The 19,704-nt window shown below is 44.5% G+C and carries 21 protein-coding genes; 6 read left to right on the top strand and 15 right to left on the bottom strand.

Translation table 11 applies throughout. The features are described from left to right. The first annotated feature begins 104 nt into the window (after window positions 1–104). Window positions 105–2,252 (top strand): S9 family peptidase, encoded by a 2,148-nt coding sequence (locus ABQ275_RS25085; RefSeq protein ID WP_349315892.1) that lies wholly within the window; start codon window positions 105–107, stop codon window positions 2,250–2,252. Between the two features lie 875 nt (window positions 2,253–3,127). Here the strand turns inward: ABQ275_RS25085 and ABQ275_RS25080 are convergent. From ABQ275_RS25080 to ABQ275_RS25065, 4 genes are all read right to left on the bottom strand, one after another. Next, the gene (locus tag ABQ275_RS25080) at window positions 3,128–3,466 is read right to left on the bottom strand and encodes a tRNA-binding protein (RefSeq protein WP_349315891.1); all 339 of its coding nucleotides are present in this window, start codon (window positions 3,464–3,466) and stop codon (window positions 3,128–3,130) included. Window positions 3,467–3,725: 259 nt separating this feature from the next. Continuing rightward, window positions 3,726–4,274 carry an LPS export ABC transporter periplasmic protein LptC gene (gene lptC / locus ABQ275_RS25075; protein ID WP_349315890.1) on the bottom strand — a complete coding sequence of 183 codons (549 nt, stop codon included), beginning with the start codon at window positions 4,272–4,274 and terminating at the stop codon, window positions 3,726–3,728. Window positions 4,275–4,398: 124 nt separating this feature from the next. Then, a complete protein-coding gene (locus tag ABQ275_RS25070; protein ID WP_349315889.1) occupies window positions 4,399–5,691 on the bottom strand; it encodes a hypothetical protein in 1,293 nt (430 codons plus the stop codon). 169 nt (window positions 5,692–5,860) lie between these two features. After that, window positions 5,861–6,496 carry an LON peptidase substrate-binding domain-containing protein gene (locus ABQ275_RS25065; RefSeq protein ID WP_349315888.1) on the bottom strand — a complete coding sequence of 212 codons (636 nt, stop codon included), beginning with the start codon at window positions 6,494–6,496 and terminating at the stop codon, window positions 5,861–5,863. A 139-nt stretch (window positions 6,497–6,635) separates the two neighbouring features. On the opposite strand from ABQ275_RS25065, the gene ABQ275_RS25060 reads away from it, so the two are divergent. The 3 genes from ABQ275_RS25060 to ABQ275_RS25050 all read left to right on the top strand — a co-directional run bounded on the left by ABQ275_RS25060 (window position 6,636) and on the right by ABQ275_RS25050 (window position 8,883). Beyond that, entirely contained in the window at window positions 6,636–7,454 is an 819-nt protein-coding gene (locus ABQ275_RS25060) for a glycosyltransferase family 2 protein (protein ID WP_349315887.1), read from the top strand. 11 nt (window positions 7,455–7,465) lie between these two features. Then, window positions 7,466–8,368, top strand: a complete 903-nt coding sequence (meaB, locus tag ABQ275_RS25055; protein ID WP_349315886.1) for a methylmalonyl Co-A mutase-associated GTPase MeaB — start codon at window positions 7,466–7,468, stop codon at window positions 8,366–8,368. A 188-nt stretch (window positions 8,369–8,556) separates the two neighbouring features. Continuing rightward, entirely contained in the window at window positions 8,557–8,883 is a 327-nt protein-coding gene (locus ABQ275_RS25050) for a multidrug efflux SMR transporter (RefSeq protein ID WP_349315885.1), read from the top strand. A gap of 5 nt (window positions 8,884–8,888) precedes the next feature. On the opposite strand, the gene ABQ275_RS25045 is transcribed toward ABQ275_RS25050, so the two are convergent. After that, entirely contained in the window at window positions 8,889–10,166 is a 1,278-nt protein-coding gene (locus ABQ275_RS25045) for a chloride channel protein (protein WP_349315884.1), read from the bottom strand. A gap of 197 nt (window positions 10,167–10,363) precedes the next feature. Here ABQ275_RS25045 and ABQ275_RS25040 point away from each other — a divergent pair, with 197 nt between their 5' ends. After that, window positions 10,364–10,936: a protoglobin domain-containing protein gene (locus ABQ275_RS25040; RefSeq protein ID WP_349315883.1), complete on the top strand. Its 573-nt coding sequence runs from the start codon at window positions 10,364–10,366 to the stop codon at window positions 10,934–10,936. Window positions 10,937–11,095: 159 nt separating this feature from the next. Further along, window positions 11,096–11,710 (top strand): MarR family winged helix-turn-helix transcriptional regulator, encoded by a 615-nt coding sequence (locus ABQ275_RS25035; RefSeq protein ID WP_349315882.1) that lies wholly within the window; start codon window positions 11,096–11,098, stop codon window positions 11,708–11,710. A gap of 9 nt (window positions 11,711–11,719) precedes the next feature. Here ABQ275_RS25035 and ABQ275_RS25030 read toward each other — a convergent pair whose 3' ends face one another. From ABQ275_RS25030 to ABQ275_RS24985, 10 genes are all read right to left on the bottom strand, one after another. Then, a complete protein-coding gene (locus ABQ275_RS25030; RefSeq protein ID WP_349315881.1) occupies window positions 11,720–12,193 on the bottom strand; it encodes a GNAT family N-acetyltransferase in 474 nt (157 codons plus the stop codon). A 78-nt stretch (window positions 12,194–12,271) separates the two neighbouring features. Then, the gene (locus ABQ275_RS25025; RefSeq protein WP_349315880.1) at window positions 12,272–12,487 is read right to left on the bottom strand and encodes a hypothetical protein; all 216 of its coding nucleotides are present in this window, start codon (window positions 12,485–12,487) and stop codon (window positions 12,272–12,274) included. 61 nt (window positions 12,488–12,548) lie between these two features. Next, on the bottom strand, window positions 12,549–13,121 hold the full coding sequence (locus ABQ275_RS25020; RefSeq protein WP_349315879.1) for a DUF420 domain-containing protein: 573 nt from the start codon (window positions 13,119–13,121) through the stop codon (window positions 12,549–12,551). A 79-nt stretch (window positions 13,122–13,200) separates the two neighbouring features. Beyond that, the gene (locus ABQ275_RS25015) at window positions 13,201–13,875 is read right to left on the bottom strand and encodes an SCO family protein (protein ID WP_349315878.1); all 675 of its coding nucleotides are present in this window, start codon (window positions 13,873–13,875) and stop codon (window positions 13,201–13,203) included. 74 nt (window positions 13,876–13,949) lie between these two features. Beyond that, window positions 13,950–14,357 carry a cytochrome C oxidase subunit IV family protein gene (locus tag ABQ275_RS25010; protein ID WP_349315877.1) on the bottom strand — a complete coding sequence of 136 codons (408 nt, stop codon included), beginning with the start codon at window positions 14,355–14,357 and terminating at the stop codon, window positions 13,950–13,952. Window positions 14,358–14,439: 82 nt separating this feature from the next. Continuing rightward, window positions 14,440–15,114, bottom strand: coding sequence for a cytochrome c oxidase subunit 3 (locus ABQ275_RS25005; RefSeq protein ID WP_349315876.1), 675 nt, complete (start codon window positions 15,112–15,114; stop codon window positions 14,440–14,442). Between the two features lie 27 nt (window positions 15,115–15,141). Beyond that, a complete protein-coding gene (locus ABQ275_RS25000; protein ID WP_349315875.1) occupies window positions 15,142–15,705 on the bottom strand; it encodes a cytochrome c oxidase subunit 3 in 564 nt (187 codons plus the stop codon). 13 nt (window positions 15,706–15,718) lie between these two features. Then, window positions 15,719–16,618 carry a heme o synthase gene (gene cyoE / locus ABQ275_RS24995; protein WP_349315874.1) on the bottom strand — a complete coding sequence of 300 codons (900 nt, stop codon included), beginning with the start codon at window positions 16,616–16,618 and terminating at the stop codon, window positions 15,719–15,721. Between the two features lie 115 nt (window positions 16,619–16,733). Further along, complete coding sequence (locus tag ABQ275_RS24990) at window positions 16,734–18,545, bottom strand: cbb3-type cytochrome c oxidase subunit I (RefSeq protein ID WP_349315873.1); 1,812 nt, start codon at window positions 18,543–18,545, stop codon at window positions 16,734–16,736. Window positions 18,546–18,657: 112 nt separating this feature from the next. Continuing rightward, a complete protein-coding gene (locus tag ABQ275_RS24985) occupies window positions 18,658–19,704 on the bottom strand; it encodes a cytochrome c oxidase subunit II (protein ID WP_349315872.1) in 1,047 nt (348 codons plus the stop codon).

The following is a 19,704-nucleotide window of genomic DNA, read 5'->3' as shown; positions in this document are numbered from 1 at the left end:
GTTTCGTAGCCGCTTCCGTTTATGGAAATTCTGCCTGCTTTTTTTTCAGTTATGCTTAATTTCGCCCGCCAACAGTCAACAACAAACACCTGAGATTATAACTTATGAGAAGTGTACAATGGTTAAGACCAATCTGCGTAACGGCCGCGGCGCTGCTGCTGACGGTGCCGCAACTATGGGCACAAGAAAAACAGGATCTTACATTTGAACAGGTTTTCCGTGGACAGCCCACCCATATCAGTAAACCGTTGCCGCTGATCAAGGAATGGACCGATGCGGATCATTACCTGGAAATGCGTCCCGATCCGGTTTCCGACCGCATGCAAGCCTGGAAAATCAATGCCCGCACCGGTAAGGCTGTTATTTATACCGCACCGGTAGACGGGCCCAGTGTAAGTATTCTTGAAAAAGATGTATTCTATAAAGATGCCGATGGCAACAGCATCCGCCTGACGAACGATACCGCTATCGAAAAAAATCCGACGCTGTCGCCCGATGGCAAATATGTAGCCTTTACCCGAAACAACGACCTCTACAGTGTTGAAATCGCTTCCAAAAAAGAGATCCGCTACACGACCGACGGTACCGATGTGATATACAACGGTTGGGCTTCCTGGGTGTATTATGAAGAAATCCTGGGCCGTCCTACGCATTACCGCGCTTTCTGGTGGAGTCCGGACAGCCGTCAGATCGCCTACATGCATTTTGATGATACCAAAGTGCCTGTATTTCCGATCTACAGCGAAAAAGGCCAGCATGGCTATCTGGAAAATACCCGCTATCCCAAAGCCGGCGATCCTAACCCGGCTGTAAAAGTGGGTGTAGTACCGGTTGCAGGTGGCGCCACTGTGTGGGCCGATTTCAATGAAAACGATGACCAGTATTTCGGTATGCCTTTCTGGACCAGCGATAGCAAGCAACTGTGGATGCAATGGATGAACCGCGGACAGGATAACCTGAAAATATATAGCATTAACCCGCAAAGCGGCGTTAAAAAAGAAATCTATGACGAGCACCAGAAAACCTGGATCGACTGGTTTGATGCAGTTCCTTTCCTGCAAAATGGCCGGGGTTTCCTGTTGCAGAGCGATCGAACAGGCTGGTCGCACCTCTACCTCCATCATATGGATGGCTCCCTGAAAAAGCAGCTTACCTCCGGCAACTGGACCGTGAAAGAAGTATTGCAGACAGATGAAAAAAACCAGGTTATTTACTTTACAGCGCGCAAAGAAGCGTCTACGCGCTTTGATCTGTACAAGGTTAGTATGAAAACAGGGGCGATCACCCGTCTTACTTTCGGCCCTTATAACCATGTGATCAATATGGCGCCCGGCGGCAAATACTTCATTACTACCTATTCCAACCTGCAAACACCCGCTAAAATGGCTTTGCTGGATCATAATGGCAAGGTGGTACGTGAACTGGGCGACAGCAAAGGCAGCAGGTTTGAGCAGTACAACCTGGCCAAAACCGCGCTAAAAACTTACAAAACCCGTGATGGTCTTGAATTACCAATGACCATCATTATGCCCCTGCATATGCAGCCCGGCAAAAAATATCCTATCCTGATCAGCATTTATGGCGGTCCTAATGCCGGAACCGTTTATGATACCTGGAAACAAAGCCTGGTACAACAGTGGTGGGCACAGGAAGGCGTGATCCAGGTGGCGATCGACAACCGCAGCAGCGGGCACCTGGGCAAAACAGGGATGAACTACATCCACCGGCAAATGGGGAAGTATGAAATTGAAGATTATATGGACGCCGCCAGGTGGCTCCGTTCACAGCCCTGGGCCGATAGCAGCAAGATCTGTATGACCGGTGGCAGCTTTGGCGGATATATGACTTGTATGGCCCTCACCTATGGGGCAGAAGTATTCACCCATGGCATGGCCAACTTTGCCGTTACGGACTGGAAACTGTATGACAGCCACTATACAGAACGTTACATGGATACGCCGGCAGAGAACCCTGAAGGCTACCGATCAACCGCTGTAATGACTTATGCCGACAAGTATAAGGGCCTCATCCGTATTGTACACGGTACGATGGATGATAATGTACATATGCAGCACTGTATTCAGTTGGTAGACAAACTGGAAAATCTTAACAAACACTTTGAGCTGATGCTCTATCCTGGCGAGCGCCACGGTTGGGGAGGCTTAAAAAGTGCGCATTCTGCCGGTGAAACATACCGGTTCATTTACAATAACCTGCTGGATAAGGCATATCCGGCGGAGTTTCTGAAATAAAGTACCCTGAAATGAAGAAGGAAGAATTATGAACCAGGATTAACCTGATTCGTAATTCTTCCTTTTATATTATAGGTATAGGGACACCATATTCGACATACGTCTCCAATGTAATTCCGTTATTCGCTATTCACTTTTCTTTTTGTTGGATTTGTACCTGGAGATGGTTCTTCGGGTAGTAGAAAAAAAAACAGGGCTGCAAGACTACAGCCCCGAAAAATTTTAACCATATCTTTATTGAAAAACCTATACCAAAGGTGGCCTATTTTTGGAAACAGTGTTGTCACATTTTAGTGAACGATGTATTTTAAACAGGGAACGTAGCGAAAAGGAAGGTTAACGTATAGGGCCCAAAAACATTTCATGATTAATGATAATGTGTCATAAAAAAGATAACGTGCTGATTATAAATGATATATGTGAAAAACAGTCATTTTAAGCAGTTCCAGTAGTAAAATAACCGTCGGGGAAGATGAAAACTGACCGTGTCTAAAATCCGGATATGTGCAGTAAACGAAAAAGGAGTGTTATTCAAAACCCGGATAAAGGAGAAAAAGAATAACCGGGAAAAAAGGGAATAAGTAAAAACCGACGGGAAAGGACAAAAAAAAGGGGTGGTAAGAATACCCCCCTTGTAATAATTTTAACCATATCCTATGAAAAACCTAGAACAAAGATATATCGCCGATTTTAGTTCTTGTTCTCATTTCCGTGAACGATGCATTATTGTTCGTGAAATCATGATTATGGTAACTAAGTTATTATATTAAATAAATTATCATATTATAATTATATAGAATTACGTTGAATAAATATGTATAATAGATTGATAATAAATAGATAACGAAGATGCAATGCTTATTAATTAAATTTTATTACGCTATACGTTGTCCATCCTTCACAATTCGGTCTGGTTTCAGCAATACAACTTCCTTATTTTCCCCTACAACACCCAGTACCAGGCACTCTGACATAAAATTAGCAATCTGCTTCGGGGGGAAGTTAACAACTGCAATAATCTGCCTGCCTATCAATGCCTCTTTTTCATAAAGCTGCGTGATCTGCGCAGATGATTTTTTCAGGCCCAGTTCGGGGCCAAAATCTATTACCAGCTGAAAAGAGGGATTGCGTGCTTTTGGAAAGTCATTTACTTCTACAATAGTGCCTGCTCTCATTTCTACTTTTTCAAAATCCGGCCAGTTAATTGTTTCCATATTCCTATCTGTTTTACTAAATATAAAAATCAGTCGCCACAAATACAACTCCGGTGGCTACTTTTTGAAGGGCGGCGCTATAACATGACCTGTGCGCTTGTCCAGCTAAATAAACTATTGCAAATGTGCATATAACACGGCAAACTGGCATAATTATTGTTTTTAATATTACAAATTTTAGGTTAAAAAATAGGTTAAAGCGAAAGAACCCCACCGTACAGGTGGGGTTCTTTCGTATATACGTTTCTGTTAATTGATCTTACTGTGTAGAAAGGCTGTCCTGTACGGTAATAGGACCGCTTACGCTGATGATCTTCTTTTCGCTGAAGTCTTCATTGGCTTCCAGGCCCCAGCCATGCAGGGAGTCCGTAGGCGTTTTTATAAACACTTCTTTGGTAGAATAGAAGATCTTCTTCTTAGGATCCCAGTTCAACTCTTCTGTATTGAGTTTTTCTCCTTTTTTGTTGATGACCACCACATTTTTCTTCAGGTATACATAACCTTCATCTTCCAGGTACCTGCCTGTATCGGCAGATAAGGTACTTTCCAGCCCCAGTGTATCATTATACATGAATACTTTCAATCCCTGCTTGAACATCACGTAAGAAGGCTTGTCGAGGCTACGCTCCATAGCCGGGGCGGTGAGCTTCGCATTTACTTTTCCTCCCTGGCTGAAAATGGTGGTAATACCCGTACCATTTTCAACGGCGGCTTTTTTAGAGTCAAACTCCATGACCGCCGCTATATCATTCTCACAACCAACAAAGGCAGCAGCTATCAGTATGTAAAAAAGTGTTCTTCTTATCATTGATTATGCTCCGGGGGAGATAAGTTAAAAGATTTCCAAAGATACGATGGCGTATTATAACAGAAAAGTGGAATGCATTTTTAATGCGCATTCCACTTCTCTGTTCTTTATTATGTTGATGATATTAATCGTATTTCTTCTTGATAAACCATCTGTCACTCAGCGTAAAGCCCAGTGAAACGCGGTAGATATTCTCTTTCAGGGCTGTTTTGTTGTTACCACGGTGTGCCACATCAAAGGCCAGGTTGACCATGCTGTACTGGTTAGAGTAGGGCAAACGGCGAACCGGCAGGCCGGCGCCTATGGTAAAGCCTGTCAATGGCATATCCTCGCCATTGAGCTTCAGGTAATCCAGTCCGTAGTAAGCACCCAGGCGATAAGCCACCCTGTTCCAATAGCCGCTCAGTGCGGTGGCATTAGGAACGAACTGGCCGCCTATTGATACTTTCCAGGCATTTTGTAAAGAATCCTTTGCACCGTAATTGGTGTAATTACTCCATTGTGTGCTGTTAAAATCCATGCCCACCATCCATTTATCGAATTTACGGATCATGAAACCAGCGCCCAGCTCTTCCGGATATACCACCTTGCCTTTTGCTCCTTTTGCATAAGAAACAGTATCCTGGTTTGTATAATCGTTACTGGAGGAATTGTATAAGAGGGTTTCACTCAGGGTTTCCCTACGTGCATTCATATTTTGTTTTAAGCTTCCGCTGGCGCCCAGGGTCAGGTCCATATCTTTGGCAAGCTTGGCTTTATACTGCAACCCTACCTTGTAGAAGAAGCTGTTATAGCTGATGCGCGACATATGCCTGGAAGCGAAAATATCATTTGTAGGATAGATCACCCGGGTGTTATTCTCGATATTGCCAAACAGATAGCCCACATTGACCCCGATGCTGAAATTCCCGATCCCTACGCCCGTACCAGCATACAGCTGATAGAGACCGCCACTGCCTTCATACTTATTGGTGATGGGCAGTTTCAGGGTATCAAAGAAATTATGGTCTTCAGATTGCTGGATATTATAAGATACCCTGGTAACCGGGCGCAAACCCAGGTTCAGTCCCCATTTTTTCCTGATGGGAATACCTATCTGAATATAAGAGAGCGTACCAAATCCGGAATTGAACTTGTTATTATTCTCAGAAATAGACCTGGAACCGCCTTCTATACCCACATCAAATGTTGTGAGCATCAGGTTGGTATAACTGGCCGGATTAATAAAATTGACGGATTGCGGATCACCGTAAGCCTGAGATACACCGCCCATACCACGGTTTACCGTATTCTGGTTGTTGTTCAGATCGCCTAATCCGTAACGCGAATATGGTGAGTTGTCCTGTGCTATAGCATTATTTGCTACCAGGAACAATCCAACCAGGAAGCAAAGAATACTGACTTTTGTCCAATGCATTTCGTATCAGATATTGAGTTAAACCCTTATACAGAGAAAATATGGGTCTGCAAATATCTACTTTTTAAGGCGGGAAGCAAAAAAAACCAAATTCCGCCCTGTTAAAAGCACGTTAAAGTTCCCTTAATCTAGCCTTGAAATCCTTACCAGATCATCATCTTCCTAAAAATTATAAATTATCAGCAGATAAATTCCTGAAATGCCCATTCAGCTTTACGCGCTCTTTGAGCTTTTCCATTTCCGCCATCATGGGAATAACCTTGTGCAGGTGGCGTTTCAGGTACTCCAGTCGCTGTACTTCATAAAACAGGTGCAGCAACTCATATTCTTCATGAATAGATAATCCTGCATGGTGTCCGATGTCATAAGAAGTAAGCTGGTCGTCATCTTTCTTAAACGTTTTATGTACCTGTAAAATGGCGTGCAGCTCCCGGATACCATGCAGTACCTCCTCCAGCAACCGGCTATTTCCGCCCTCCTTATTTTCAGGATAATTTACAATGGCGCCGGCATATAATTTATCGGGAATTGTGTGAATATGCTCCAGGGTACGAAACACAGTAGTACCACGGGTTATAATGTCCATTTCCCCATTATCATACAATTTATCTACCTGTTCTATCTCTACAAGTGTACCATATTCCATTATTTTTTTGTCAATTACAGCCGGAATACCAAAAGGCTTCTTTTCAGCGATACATTCTCCGGCCAGTTGCTTATACCGGGGCTCGAACACATGAAGATTCAATTGTTCACCCGGATATACCACTACGCCAAGGGGAAATATGGAGATAAAATTCGTCATCCTGCTGAATTGTATTTGTTCTAAAGTTAAAAAAATCATGCCTGATGTAGCATAGATAATATGCTTATTGAGCCGGCATCGTCTATATATTAAATAAAAGAAATACCTTTATAGATAACATTATTACTTACTCACAAACATGCTAACGACCACATCTACAATATCATTGTTGATTTCTACTTATAATTGGCCGGCAGCCTTATCCTTATGTCTTAATAGTATAAGATCACAAACAGTATTACCCACAGAGGTGATCGTTGCAGATGATGGCTCCAGGGAAGATACCAGGGAGTTAATCAACCTTATAAAAAAAGATTTCCCGGTACCCCTTATTCATGTCTGGCAGGAAGATAAAGGATTCAGACTGGCCCAGATCCGGAATAAAGGGATCGCACAATCCACCTCAGATTATATCATACAAATTGACGGGGATCTTATCCTCGATAAACATTTTATTGAAGATCATATGGCGCTTGCCGAAGAAGGCTACTTCATTACCGGCAGCCGCGCTTTATTATCTGCCCACATCACCGATAAACTTTTACAGGGGCATAAAATAGCGGTGAACTATCGTTCCGCTCCATTCAGTCACATTTTCAACGCATTACGTTCCGCCTCACTGAGCGAATACTTGTCTACCCGCTATAAAGTAAACGGCAAGTACAAGTACTATGTAAAAGGTTGTAATATGTCTTTCTGGAAAAAAGATCTTATTACCGTAAATGGTTATGATGAAAACTTTACCGGCTGGGGCATGGAAGATAATGATATCGCTGTGAGACTACTCAATGCAGGCATCCGGAAAAAATTTATCAAAATGGGAGGCGTTGCTTTTCATTTATATCATCATGAAAACTCCAGGGGCAAGCACCAGGAAAACAGTGTCCTGGTAAAAGCAGCCGTGAGCAGCAAGAAAATAAAAGCAGATAAAGGCATCCTGGAATACCTGATTAACTAAAGCGTTTGTGCATGTACCAGCAATATATAAATGGGCTCATTCATGGTGATATAAAAGCCCTGGCCCGTTGTATTTCACTGGTAGAAAATGAAGCTGCCGGTTATACAACGCTGCTGGAACAATTGCCAGTAAACAATCACACCAAAGTGGTTGGTATTACCGGTCCACCGGGAGCAGGTAAAAGCACCCTTGTCAACGCCCTCATCACACATTTGCTGGACCAGCAAAAACGTATAGCCATCATTGCTATAGATCCTTCATCCCCTTTTAATTTCGGTGCGTTGCTGGGCGACAGAATCCGGATGAGTCAACATTTCAACAATCCATTGGTATTTATCCGGTCTATGGCCAGCCGGGGAGCACTGGGCGGCCTGAGTCCAAAAATCATTGAAGTAAGTGATCTTATCAAAGCAGCTGGTTTCGATTATCTTTTTATTGAAACAGTAGGCGTAGGGCAAAGCGAAGTAGAGATTGCCGGTATTGCAGATACCACCGTGGTGGTAGTTGTACCCGAAGCCGGTGATGAAATACAAACCATGAAAGCAGGACTGATGGAGATTGCAGACATTTTTGTGGTGAATAAATCAGACAGGGATAGTGCAGATGCATTTGTAAAAAACCTGCGGCTGCTGGCGCACAGCAAGCATCATGACGACTGGGAGATCCCTGTAATAAAATCAGTGGCGACCCAACAGGAAGGCATCAACGAAATCAGTGCAGCCATCACCCGGCACCACCAGGGCGTATTGCATCATCAGCAGCGACATACCTTGCTGTTGGCCGAAAAAGCGTATCAGCTCCTGCAATACCGGCGCATGAAAGATGTCAGCAAAAAACAACTGCAACTGGAAATACAGGCACTGCTGCAATCTGAAACGTTCAACCTTTACCGTTATGTTGCCACCAAAAATTAATGTGCCACCGCTCCGGTACAGGTTCCCACAATTTTATTATCTTCGCCCCATGCGTTCTACATCCTTTGGCGTATCAATCGCCTACGCGGTATTTAATTACGGCCTGTAATCCACAGGGAGCGGGTGTCTCATCTCTTCAATCATTTAATAGTTTCTTCTTTTTTTTATCATCTGTAAATCTGGTTATCATGGCTTGGTTACTCCTGCTTATTGGCGGATTATTTGAAATAGGCTTTACTATTTCACTCAAATATTCTGAGAACTTTTCAAAGTTATGGCCTTCAGTGAGCTTCTTTGTATGTATTTCACTCAGCTTTTTCTTTCTGAACAAAGCCATTAACAGCGGCTTGCCCATAGGTACCTCCTATGCTGTATGGACGGGCATTGGTGCGGCAGGAACAGCCATTGCAGGTATGATCTTTTTTAAAGAACCGGCAGCTATGTGGCGGGTCTTTTTCCTGATCATGCTGATAGGGTCTATAGTAGGACTGAAATTTGTTTCGGGCGGAGAGTAATATTTTCAACAAAGCGCAAGGTCTTCAACGGCCTTGCGTTTTGTTTTTATCAGGAAGAAAGAAATACCATAAGAGACCATGCAAGTACAAACCAGCGGCAATACAGCTGCTGTTTCGTGCGTCATTTCCACGATCAGTATAACAGCGGTCAATAAAGCCCTGGACACGCCTGCAAAGAGGGCGCCCATACCTATCAGCGCCGCCATGGCAGGGTTGATAATCACCGCCGGGAAGATCAACTGGATAATGAGGGCCAGCAACAAACCGGTAGCCCCGCCCATGATCAGCAACGGCATAATAGCGGTACCGCTCTTATTAGCCGCCGTATAAAACAGCCAGGGAAGCAGTTTTATGATGCCCAGTATAAACAACAACTGTATCGTAACATGGGCCTGCAGCAGATCATTCCCGAAGTGTGCGCCCGTACCTAATGTTTCCGGTGCGCAATAACCCGCCACTCCCACCAGTGCCGCTCCCAGAAGCAGCCACCAGCGGCTGCGCAGCGATAGCTTATCAAACCACCGGGTCCATCTACGGGATAGTTTTACGATCAGCACCGATAATAAACCAATGAACAGACCAGCCACCGTATATGCCACGATGGCCATACCATTGTTGGCTGGTCCCGCACCCATAGAGAAGAACGGTTTGCCTTCCAACAGGTAATAGTGAAAGAGGCCGCCCGTAGCTGCCCCCATTACTACCGGTAAAATGGCCAGGAAAGACCATTCCAGCAGGAGTACTTCCAGTGCCAGGAAAATGGCCGCCACAGGGGCGCCCAGGTACCATGACATCCCACTGCCTATGGCGGCGACCAGCAGTATATGACCTTCCGCCGCTGTAATACGCAAAAACCTGCTGCCTGTAGCCACCAAAGCCCCACCACCATGCATCACCACTCCTTCAACACCAAGCGGGGCACCCGTACCGATGCCTATGGCCATCGCCAGCGTTTTGAACAAGGGAATGTTGCGCCCGGTCAGGAGGATAGCCAGTAACCCGCCGGCCAATGGCACCAGGATCACCCACCCCCCTAAATGATGAGCTGCCGGATCTCCGGTGCCCTCCAGGAAGAAAAATTGTGTAAATACGTTAATCAGCCATGACACGGACTTTGCCAGGATTACAACTCCCGCACCAAAAAAAAATGCCAGTAGGGATAGGTACATTATGCGTTGAGAATCGTTTCTAATAGGGAGGGTTATTGAATTCTCCGGCATTGGTACAATGGCAGGGGTAACAGACAGGCCGTTTTTATTGAACTGATAAAAAATGTTTTTCATGTGGGATGATTATTGCGCATGGATAACAAGCGGTCAAAGCTAAATTGTTAGGATCAGAATCTCAAATTATTTTAAACTATCATATGCGATATTGTTTCCGTGTATTTGTTAATCGTTATAAGGCCTTCTTTTAGTTAGGCTTCCTGATTATATTTGTAATATCAACCAGATCGCTATAAAAATCTAAATAAGCAGATATGAATAATGCGGCGCAGCGGGCTTCCGTAATTCCTGATCCCAAGAGATCATCTATTGATGCACTGACCCTGGTAAAACTGAAAAGAATGATGCTGTTCACCTATGAAGATGAGCAGTATCTTACCAAAGCCGGCGCAGTACTGGCACCACATGCAGAAGAGATACTGGATAAATGGCATGAGCAGCTGCTGGCCAATAATTACCTGGCTCATTACTTTATCAGCAGCGGTACAACCGATCCTGATTACATGCAATCGCTTCGCCCTCATTTCCGGGGATGGATCAACCAATTGTGTGAGCGGCCTGAAAACCGCCGTTGGTCCGAGTTTGAAGAAAGGATTATCACGCAGTTGCAATCAAAGAATGTTCCCATTGACGACCTTTCCCCACTTTCAACCATTTACCTGCGGTATATGTCCACTTTCATTTTTCCGATCAGTGAGGCAGGCAGGTATTTTCTGAATACTGCCGGTTATACTACTACAGAAACAGCACGCATGCATCAGGCGTGGTACAAAGCGGTTAGCTTTAGCTTGCTTTTGTGGACTTATCCGCCGGAGCAATCTGTCTAATTTTAATAGGTAACCATTCACCGAAAAGGCGCTACTGAAAGACGTTTTTGGCCACCATGATAAGTTGCCATTTTACAAAGTATGTCACTAAGATGTTATTTACAGCGATGCTTTTATATTGTACCTTGCCTGGCTAACTTTTAAGGATAGCATAAAAATATGGGGAAAGTTTCCACATTCAGCCCCGCTCAGCAGGCAGAACATACATCGAGCAAAGTAGTTGTAGCACTAGAGCGCCTCTCGGAGGCCTTCCGTGTACTCTTATGGCAGGAGGCTACACAGTATGGTTTGAGTCCCATACAGATCCAGGTACTTACCTTTTTGCTTCATTACCCGGAGGAAAAACGGACCGTCACCTCGTTAGCGTCACATTTTAATATGACGAAGGCTACGATCAGTGATGCCGTTAAATCCCTTGAACAGAAGCAGTACCTGGTCAGAAAGCCAAGCACCAAAGACACACGCAGTCACTTCCTACAACTTTTAAAGGAAGGCCGCACTGTCGCCAAAAAGGTGGAGCACTTTGCCCTTCCTTTGCTGGAAACAGTGGAAATGGCGCCGGCCAAAGAACAGGCGGCGCTATTGGAACAGCTGATGCAGCTGATCTATCAGCTCAATCAGCAGGCGGTCATCACCACACAGCACATGTGCTTTAATTGTCAACACTATACCGTGAAAAAAGGACATTATTGCACCCTGTTCAAATTACCTATGAAACAGGCCGATCTACGGGTAGATTGCCCGGTATTTGAACTGAGAGAAGAAGAGGAATAACATTATCACTCACTGTATACGGGGCAGCTGGAAGGTCATTTCACTATCACTGGCCAGAAAGCCCAGCTGTTCGTATAATGCACGTCCGTCGGCGCTTGTATGCAAACTAACTTTGCCCACATTGCGCTGCCGGGCTTCTTCCATAATTTTATCCAGCAAAACCTTTGCTATCCCTTTCCGGCGGTAGTGGGGGAGTGTATATACATTGAGGATGTAAGCCACCTTTCCCTCCATGTTGTGGTACAATGGCGGCTGATTATAAAAAACAATACCGGCGCTGGCCACTGCCTTGCCTGTGTGTTCGGCAAACCAGTTCACAAAATCGCCTTTGGGAAGATGTTCTGACATATACGCTGTTAACTGATCAATCAGCACACTGTCCTGGGAAAGATCAGCTTTAGGGTATACTTCTTTCAGAAACTGTAACCGCAAATGGGTTACCTGCGAGATATCCCTTATATCTGCTTTTCTGTAGGTAATCATAGTTGCTCGGGGTGTAGAAAAATGAAAGGCTATTTACTACCGGTTCACCATGCATGCAGTATAGCCATCCTGCTATATTCAGGCTTCCTTGTTGCTTCTCCACCAGCGGAAAGCGAGGAAACCAATAATGGCAAGGGGTGTTAATGCCAGCATCAGGATACCGTTGTTCAATCCTTTAGCAGGGCCTTCTCCCAACTGTTGCGCCGTTTTGGTACAGAGAGAACACTGTGCCATCAGCGAAGTACTCATCATCGTCAATACACCTGTAAGCAATAGCAAACACAACTTCTTCATGTCAACATATTTTGATTCAACAAAATTAGGGCATCTCCCCTAAAAATCTTCCTTAATTATATCAATGGTAGTAAGGAGAAATCATGATATACACGATCACACCGGTAATCGATACATAAAACCAGATAGGCCAGGTGATACGCGCTATTTTACGGTGGCGGGGAATATCGTTCTGAAAGCCGCGCAGCAAAGTAAAAAGCACCAGTGGCACTATCACCGCGGCCAACACGATGTGTGTAAGCAGCAGGAAATAATAGAGGTAACGGATTCCTCCCAGCATGGCTATTTCAGCTGCATCCACCACGCCGTTATGATCTACGTCGCCAAAGCGGGTTTCAGGCGCCAGCGAATGGTAAGTAACATACGACAACAGGAAGATGGCAGATAAACTTACCGCAACCAGGTTGGTTCTTTTATGCGCCGTTACCCGGCCGTTCTTTATAAAATACAGGCTGGCCAGCAGCAACACCGCTGTAGTAGAGTTGAGGATGGCATGAAAGAAGGGCAGGATCTTCACATCAAAGCCAGGATGCATATCCGGCTTCGGTAAAAAGAACAATGCCGCCACCAGCACCGGAATAACAACCGAGACGATGGCAATTGGTGTATTGAGATTTTTATCTTTTAGCTGCATATATCATAAAAAATGTGAAAGGTGGACAAGGAAAGGTGAAGAACCTTTCTTTATCCACCTTTCACAAAATATTGTTTTATCACTCTGCTCCGGAAAATATTTTTTTCAGGAATTGCATAAATCCGGGACGGTGTCTGCCTTTTTCGAGGTGCAGGGTAGCAATATCTGCTGCACAACGTTTTACGGCATTGGAATCGAGTCCGTTATAATATCCCCTGATGTTCCTGTCTTTATCAATCAGTACCAGCTTCTCCGTATGAATAAAATCATCCGGGCCGCCGTCACCTTCTGTTACTGAAACAAAAAAGTCATTCCGGGCAAGATCATAGATCTTTTTCTTATCACCGGTCAGCAACCACCAGTTATCAGGATTCACCTGGTATTCATACCCGTATTTACGTAGTTTGTCTACCGAATCCCTTACGGGGTCTACTGAAAAGGAGAGGATTTGCAGTAAAGTATCGTTCTTTACGTAGGCGCTCTGGACCTTTCTCAGGTTTTTTGTCAAAGTAGGACAGATAGAAGGACAGGAAGTAAAAAAGAAATCAACAAGTAATACTTTTCCTTCCAGGTTGCTCAGGCTTACTTTCTGACCTAACTGATTGGTCATTTCAAAGTCGCTGATCTTATGAAAAACGGTATCATAAGTAGTCTTCCCATCTTTTACAAGGGTATCAACTCTCTCGGGAATAAAATAACCGGGTATCGGTATTACATTTCTTCCGTAGTGATCTACAATGAGATAACCGATCAAGGGCACCAATATTGCCAACGAAACTCCTAAAATAGCCCTGCTAGAAATGATACTTATAATTTTAGCTGTAAAAACTAGTAATGTCCGTGTGCTGCTTCTTTAACAGGTGCCTTTGTTGCTTCAATAGGTGTACCTGGTTTGAGGTCCTTGATCATATTTTTCCATGAATTACCTTCATAGAGAAAAGCGATGATGAACCATACAAACAGCAGTAAAGGTAACATTATTGTATAGATCAGGTTTTTTATCTCAGAGCCGAGGTGCATAAATTCAGCCACGATATAAAATGCCTTCAATACTGTAAGACCCACAAATACGGCGTTTAACAGTACTCTGCTTGGGAAACCTGTTTCCAGGTGCAAAAATGCCAAACCTACTTCTATCATCGTGATAAACAGCAGAATCCAGAATGTTCTCCAGATCGCTTTGGTAGACCCACCGTGTGCATTTTCATGCCCTTCTGCAGTATGAGTATGCTCCATTACTATTTAAATTAAATAAATTCTAAAATCAGATTCAAATCATCAATAACAAACCATGTATTCATTTACTTACCTGTACGACTTAGAGCAGGTAGAAGCAAGTGAACACGAATACCCATACCAGATCTACAAAGTGCCAGTACAGACCTACTTTTTCCACCATCTCGTAGTGGCCTCTGTTTTCATAAGTACCTTTCAGTACGTTGGCGAGGATAACGATATTCAGTATCACACCGGAAGTTACGTGCAAGCCGTGGAAACCGGTAATGGTAAAGAAGAAGTTGGTAAAGTTAGTGGAAGCAACTGTGCCATCGATGTTTGGGAAAGGGTTACGACCCCACCAGGCACCTTCATGGTACAAGTGTGTCCATTCCCATGCCTGACAGCTCAGGAAGGCGAAACCGCCTATGATTGTCCAGATAAGCCATTTGGCGACGGTTTTCTTATCTCTCATGTGACCGGCATGTACAGCCAGTACCATGGTTACAGAACTCATGATGAGAATGAAGGTCATTAAGCTCACAAATACCAGCGGCATATTGGCATGGCCCATGCCGGGAAATGATTTGAACACTTCATTGGGATCAGGCCAGGAGGTGCTGGAAAACCGGATGGTACCATATGATATCAACAAGGCGCCGAAAGTGAACGCATCTGACATCAGGAAGTACCACATCATCAACTTGCCATAGCTCACATTAAAGGGAGAATATCCTCCGGCCCACCATTTTTTCTTCGCTGTAACTGCTGTATCCATTGTTAGTTTTATAAAATTTTACAAAGTTTATCTGGCGATACTTAAAAAAATTAACAGGTAAATCCACAGTATGTCCACGAAATGCCAGTAAGTGGCTGCCACTTCAATGGGCACTGCGCTATAGGTGCGTACACGGGTTCTGTAGGCCCTGCCAAACATAACGAGTAGTGCAACTACACCACCCAATACGTGCAACATGTGTACGCCTACGATTACATAAATAAATGAAGCCGAAACCGGCCCGTTCAGGGGTAGCCCCACAGATTTCAACTGCATGAAACCAATCCATTGACACACGGCAAATGCTACGCCCAGTATTGCTGTGATAGTGATCAGCTGCTTGTAACGCTGCATATTCCTTTCTTTAAATTGCTTTAAAGCCAGGTGAATGGTTAAACTACTCAGTAAAATTACGGCAGTAGATAACCAGAAAATATGCGGCAATTCAAATGCCAGCCAGTTTGCCTGTGATCTCTTCACAACGTACGCACTGGTAAACCCGATGAACATCATGGTAATGCTACCCATTGCTATCCATAGGGAATATTTATGCGGATGTATTTTTTTACGTTGTATGCTCATTGTATGCATCACTCCTTCTTTTTTAAACCTTGTCAAGCAGCTGTGCCAGCTGAATAACGGTCAGATAAATATAAGAACCGAACATCAGTTTACGCGCCGCAGGAACATCATTCTTTCTGTACAGGTTAATAGCCCGGTACAGAAAAAACAGCCCTGCAAGGATAGCCACGATGGCAGAAATACCACCTGTGATCTTTAACAGGTAAGGTGCTACGCCTGCCGGTATCAGCAATAATGCATACGTGGCAGCCTGTAAAGCAGTAAACCTGTTGGGTTCACCGTTTGCAGGTAATAGCTTGAAACCCGCTCTGGTATAATCTTTATGCGCAATCCAGGCAATAGCCCAGAAATGCGGGAACTGCCACAGAAACTGGATAGCAAATAAAGACCAGCCATCTTCACTAATGCTATTGGAGCCTGCCGCCCAACCGATTAACGGCGGTAAAGCACCCGGAATAGCACCCACTAACACAGCCAGTGAATTCCATTTCTTCCATGGTGTATATACAAAACCATATATGATCAAAGAAGCCAGACTTAGTACAGCACTCAGCCAGTTAAAGCAATAGGCCATGATAAATGTACCTGCCAAACCGGTTATCACCGCTATTCCGATCGCTTCTCCTTCAGTCATCCGACCGGAAGGTAAAGGACGCGGAGCTGTGCGTGCCATTAACTTGTCCGTATTTTTTTCCCATATCTGGTTGATGGTATTCGCTGATCCGGAAACCAGCAACCCACCGGCAAATAATAAAAGAACTTTAACGAGATTAAACTCCACACCAGGCACCAGCAGATATCCTACCACAGATGAAAACACCACCATGAAGGTGAGATTAAACTTCATTAACTGAGAGTAATCTTTCACCTTACTCGCTACTGCATACGATGACGACAACTTTATGGAGTTTTCTTGCAACATGTTTTTTCTATCCACATTCCGGGTTTTAATCCGGAACAAATTTACAAACTCACAGTGAACCGGATTCCGGAAGAAAGGTTATGTTAAACCGCTCTTCCGGCATCCTGAATATATTTTAGTGTTCTGATTCATTCGGTCCTATAGGCTCAGTTTGTGGAATGAAATCCCTTCCATCCTTACTGTAATCATAAGCCCAACGGTATACTTCCGGAATTTCGCCAGGCCAATTACCGTGACCGGCGTGAATAGGTGTAGTCCATTCCAGTGAAGTAGCTTTCCATGGGTTCAGTTCCGTCATTTTTCTTCCTTTGAAGATACTGTAGAAGAAGTTGAAAACGAACAACAGCTGTACAGCAAATACCAGGATTACCACGATACTGATAAATTCGTTCAATCCATGGAATTGGTTGAATGATGACCATCCGGATACATCATAATACCTTCTTGGCATACCCGCCATGCCTTCGTAGTGCATAGGCCAGAAGATCAGGTAAGAACCAATCATGGTAATCCAGAAGTGGATATACCCGATGGTGTTATTCATGAAACGGCCATACAGTTTAGGGAACCAGTGGTAGATACCGGCAAACATACCAAAGAAAGCAGATACACCCATTACAATGTGGAAGTGGGCGATCACAAACATGGTATCATGCAGGTGAATATCGATAGAAGAGTTACCTAACCAGATACCTGTTAAACCACCGGAGATAAAAGTGCTCACAAAACCGATAGAGAACAGGGAAGCCGGTGTAAAGCGGATATTTCCTTTCCATATGGTGGTGATCCAGTTAAATACCTTGATGGCGGACGGTACTGCGATCAATAATGTTAAGAGTACGAAGAATGCACCGAGGAACGGATTCAGTCCTGTTACGAACATATGGTGCGCCCAAACCAGGAAGGCCAGGATACAAATGGCGAACAGGGAACCGATCATGGCGAGGTAACCGAAGATTGGTTTGCGTGCGCTAACCGCCAGTACTTCAGACACCATACCCATGGCAGGGAGAATGATAATATATACCTCAGGGTGACCCAGGAACCAGAATAAATGTTGATAGAGGATAGCACTACCGCCTTCGTTTGCCAGTGCTTTACCAGCGATAAAGATATCAGACAGGTAGAAGCTGGTGCCAGCGTGACGATCCATCAGCAGCAGGATGAAACCTGACAGCAGAACAGGGAAAGACAATACGCCTAATACGGCAGTAAAGAAGAATGACCAGATTGTTAATGGCATTTTGGTCATGCTCATCCCTTTGGTACGCATATTCAGCAGTGTAGAGATGTAGTTCAAACCACCCAGCAGCTGAGAAACAACAAACAGCGCCATACTGGTTAACCACAAATCCACCCCTATTTTAGAACCGATAGCAGCATCTCCCAATGCACTCAGTGGCGGATACATTGTCCACCCTCCGGAAGCAGGACCCGTTTGTACAAACAGGGAAGCCATCATTACCAGGCTGGCCGTGAAGAAGAACCAGTAGCTCAGACAGTTCATGAAAGGAGAAGCCATATCACGTGCACCTACCTGCAAAGGAATCAGGAGATTCGAGAAGGTGCCGCTTAATCCGGCTGTTAATACAAAGAATACGAGAATTGTGCCGTGCATTGTTACTAATGCATAGTAGGCTTCGGGAGTTATACGGCCACCTTTGGCCCAGTGACCCAGTATGCTTTCCAGCCAGGGGAAAGTAGCATCGGGAAAGCCCAGTTGCAAACGGAACAATACAGAAAAGAAGGCACCAATGATAGCCCAGATAATACCCGTGATCAGGAATTGTTTGGCGATCATTTTGTGGTCCATGCTGAACACATACTTCGAAATGAAACTGTCTTCATGATGGTGCTCATGATCATGATGCTCATGCGCGCCGTGCATTACCTCCTGTTGACTGTGCAATGTTGCTTCGTTACTCATAATCTGTTCGATTTATTAATAAACTAACTCCCGGGAAGTATTATCGTTTGTCAGTTTTTATTTTAGTTTTTTAATTACTGCGTCAAAAAAATCTTCTACACAAAATTACGGCTTACTTGGTATTGGCAGCCACAGTTTTTTGCGTGCTATCTGCTTTAGGTGCATCAGGCGAAGCCGGTGCAGCAGCGGGATGAGCCAGTGCATACTGTAATGGCTGTTTTATCACCCAGGCGTCATATTCCTCCTGAGTTTCCACCACAATCACTCCTCTCATGGAGTAGTGACCAACACCACACATCTGATCGCAGGCAATTTCATAGGTAAAATCAGGGTTGCCGGTTTTTTCCCTCATTTCCTTGGTCGTATACTTAGGTGTAAACCACAGGGTAGTTGGGATACCCGGAACCGCATCCATTTTCATACGGAAGTGAGGTAAACCTACGTCATGGATAACATCGCGTGAACCAATTACAAATTTTACCGGTTTGTTTACTACCAGGTGGACTTCTGTTGCCATGAAGTCGTCTTTACCCAGTTGATCGTCCCAGTCCATACCCAGTGGGTTGCTGGCTGCTTCGTCGATTTTCTTGAAATCGCGGCGGCCCAGCTGACCATCTTTACCGGGGTAGCGGATAAGCCAGTTAAATTGTTTACCGGTAATTTCCACTATTGCTGCATCTTTGGGAGCATCAGAAGTTAACTGGAACCAGTGTTTCAAACCAAAGGCCACCAATACGGTGAGCGCGATGGCCGGGATAACGGTCCAGATCACTTCCAGTTTATTATTATGCGGGAAGTAAAATGCTTGCTGCCCTTCTTTTTCCTGGTATTTAAATGCGAACCAGAATAAAAGGATCTGTGTAACTACGAATACGATACCGGTGATAGCCAGTGTTACGTAGATAAGGGTATCTACCCCTTCCCCCTGCACGGATGCAGACTCACCCAGGATTTTGCCTTTCAGCAAATCATTACAGTAGTAAACGCCAATAAGCCCCAGCACCAGGAATGCTATCAGCAGATAACCATTTATACGGTTACTTTGCTGGCGCGCTTTCTTTTCTCCCTTCAATATGGACACATATTCGCTCGCCTTCGAAATCTGGAAGATGACTATGAATATGAGAACAACAACTAAGACTGCTAATAATCCTGACAT

This window comes from Chitinophaga sp. MM2321, assembly GCF_964033635.1.
Lineage (GTDB): Bacteria > Bacteroidota > Bacteroidia > Chitinophagales > Chitinophagaceae > Chitinophaga.
The sequence above is the reverse complement of the archived record's forward strand: the minus strand, read 5'-3'. Positions and strand labels throughout refer to the sequence as shown.